The organism is Zavarzinia sp. (assembly GCF_041650655.1).
In the GTDB taxonomy this organism is placed as follows: domain Bacteria; phylum Pseudomonadota; class Alphaproteobacteria; order Zavarziniales; family Zavarziniaceae; genus Zavarzinia.
Genome location: NZ_JBAZKR010000229.1, coordinates 1 through 3,177, shown reverse-complemented (window position 1 = coordinate 3,177; position 3,177 = coordinate 1). Strand labels below are relative to the sequence as shown.

The 3,177-nt window shown below is 67.6% G+C and carries 2 protein-coding genes; both read left to right on the top strand.

The features are described from left to right. The coding region (locus WC493_RS22675) for a LysM peptidoglycan-binding domain-containing protein (RefSeq protein ID WP_373068809.1) at positions 1-2,743 on the top strand (2,743 nt) is incomplete at its 5' end. Between the two features lie 92 nt (positions 2,744-2,835). Next, positions 2,836-3,177: hypothetical protein (locus WC493_RS22670; protein ID WP_373068807.1), on the top strand; the 342-nt coding region annotated here is incomplete at its 3' end.

The window sequence follows — 3,177 nt, the reverse complement described above, 5'->3', positions numbered from 1 at the left end:
CCAGTATGGCTATGACATCACCGTCACCCGGAATGGCGATGGCGGCGAGGGCCAGCCGGCTCCGACCTATGACGTCACCTTCGACAAGCGCGTCCAGGGCGGCCTGACCGGCGAGATCGCCGTGCCCGGTGTCGATCCGGCGGCCGAGTTAAACCTCGGCACGGCTGATTCGGTGACGATGCGCTTCAACTCGCCGGAAGATGCGGCGCGCGCGGTCTCTATCCTGCAGCGCCTCGGCGCGGCCGAAGCGGTCCGGGATGCGATCAATGCGCCGATCCCGGGTGCGGGCGCGGCCGGTGCCCGCTCGAACCCGGTGCCGGATGGCGACGACAGCACTAGCGACACGCATTCCTGGCCGACGCCGGGCAACTTGCTGACCCAGCCGCTGCGTCCGCCGCAGGCGGATATGGACTTCCTGCGAGACAACATCACAAGATATTCGCAGGAGGTGAACGGGCAGGAGCGGCTGAAGCTCGGCGCCAAGGCGGCCAATCTCGGCATCGAGACGCGGTTCGACCAGAATGCGCGGGTGATCCGCACGGTCGAGGTGCCGCGCAACGGCGAGCCCGGGCGGCTGACCTACACCATCGCCAGCGATCTCGATGCGAGCACCAAGGAAAAGTTCACGGTCGGCAAGCAGCAGTTTGACCAGTTCGAGGTCGGCTACATCCCGCAGAACATCGTCGACCACGGTACGCTGCGCGGTGAACTCAGCCTGTCCTGGGACATTCCCGCCGATCAGTCGCTGAGCGAGGTCGCCGGCCGTCCGGTGCCGGAACTCGGCGGGCTCGGCGCGCCGGACGAGGTTTCCGGCCGTGTCGAACTGACCTATCAGGATCAGGCGCTGACCGATCTCAGCCGCACCGATCAGCGCCGCTTCTCGATCGAGGCGACCACGCGCGATCCGGTCAGCCATGCCGGGCCCGCCCTCTCGGCGCTGCTGCAGGGCGATCTGACGGCTGCGGCCGGCAGCATGGGCGACGATTTCACGGTCACCGCGCGCAACGAGCGGATCGCGCGCGCGGGCGTCAACCAGCAGCATGAACTCGGCATCACGATCGCCGATGTCGGCAAGGCGGGCGTCTCGCTGATCGGCGAGATCGGTCGCGACGACATCACCGAGCGGCAGGCCCGCAGCCTTACCGGCACGGAGCTCGCGCAGCGCCTGGCGGGGCAGCCGGCCGCCACCGACGTGCCGGAAGTCGACGATCCGCCGCCGCCGGCGCAGCAGCCCGAGCAGTATGTCGTGGTGCCGCATGACGGCGTGAATGTCCGCGGCGAGCCATCCTTCGACGGTTCGCGCCTGTCGACGCTGCGCAACGGTACCTTCGTTGATGCGACGGGGCAGCGGCGCATCGATGGCAATGGCGACGAATGGCTGGAGGTGCAGGGCCGAGGCATCGACGGCCAGCCGGTGACCGGTTGGGTCAACGGCCGCTATCTGCAGCGCAACGAGACCGGTGAGATGGGCCCGAACGGGCGCATCAATCCCGAGCTCGAAAGCCAGGGCTATCAGGCGGTCGAGGTCCGCGACGGCGAAACCGTCTGGGATATCGCCCGGCGCAACGGCGTCGACCCGCAGGAAGCCGTGCGGCTGAACAGCGGCCATCTGATCGACCCGAACATGATCTTCGCCGGCGACAAGGTCTACATCCCCGGCACGGCCGCCCGTCCGCCCGAGACACTGCAGCCGGAACCGGAGCAGCCGAACCCGCCCCGGACGCAGCCGAACGACGCGCCTTCCTCGAACGACAGCGCGCGGTCGAACGGGAGCGATGCGCCGAGCGCCGCCAGCCCGAGCGACGAAGCTCCGGACTCGTCGCCCTCCACTGCGAGGCCGCCCGAAACGACGCCGTCGGGCGAGGTCCCGACACCGCCATCGCCAGAATGGTCCTCGCTCGACGAGCAGGATGGGGCTGCGTCCGATCCGGGTCAGGCGCCGAGCGCCGACTCATCCAGCGGCAGCGATCCCGCTGAATCCTCCAGCACCTCGCCGTCTGGCGAGACACCTGCAACCGGCTCGGACAATTCTGCCTCCAGCGATCAGCCGGTCGATCCCGCGCCGGACCGGACCGGCGGCGAGCTCGACCGCATCCTCCACGACTATCAGATCGCGGAGGATCCGCGCGGAACGGTGATCTGGAGCCCGGGCGGCATCGCCGGCTGGTTCTCCGACGAGAAGCGCGAGCTGACCGCGACCGAGGCCGATCTGATGGACAGCCTCAGCATCTTAGGCCTCAAGGATATGCGCGACGTCAAGGGCAAGGCCGAGACGCTCGCGCTTGAGCGCTATCCCAAGCCGGAGGATCTGCGCCCCGACTTCCCGCGGAATCCGGAGGTCAGGGCCGGGTTCGACACCTGGGCGCAGAATGACGGGCATACCGATGCCTTCCGCCACGCCTATTGGAACGCGCTGATGACCAAGCGCTTCGGCGAGGATTTCGCCGCCCGCTTCGCTTCCGCCCATGAGGGGTTGCACGGCAATCCGGCCGACCGCGAGGCGATGGACCTCTACAACAACGAGGTCGGCCGCCGCATCGCGACCAAGAATCCGGACGCCTCCGAGGAGGAGCTCGCCGATCTGGTGCAGCAGGCGATCGAGAATGGCGAGATGGTTGTGATCGATCGCGACGGCGAACTCGCCTGGAGCGATGAGGTCGGTTACGGCCAGCATGGCGAGGCGAATGACGGGCCGGCACCCGGTGTCATCCGGGTGCCGGTAGCGGCTGGCAGCCTGTCATAGTTCCGGTAGCTTCGGCGCGCTTGGCTGGGCGCGCCTTCGGCTCTGCGACAGCCATGGCGGGCGGGACGCCGTCCGCCGTCAGAGGTGGACAAATGAAGACAGTTGTTCTGGTGATCCTGGGGATCGTCGTCCTTGCCGGCGTGGCGCTTGGCGCACGCCGGTTTCTCGCTTCCGATCCGACCCTGTTCGACAAGGACAGATGGGTCGCCGAAGCGAGCGCCAAGCCGAGCGAGAATAAGCGCTCGCTGATGACGAAGGATTTGGAGAAGCGCCTACGCCAGGGCATGAGCGAGGATGAGATCATCGCGCTGATCGGCCAGCCCGACAGCCGCCAGGGCAACCGCTTTGTGTACAATCTCGGCATGCCCGGCTTCGGTGTCGATTACGATCACTACGTCGTCGAATTCGACGCGGGCCACAAGGTGACGCGCTAC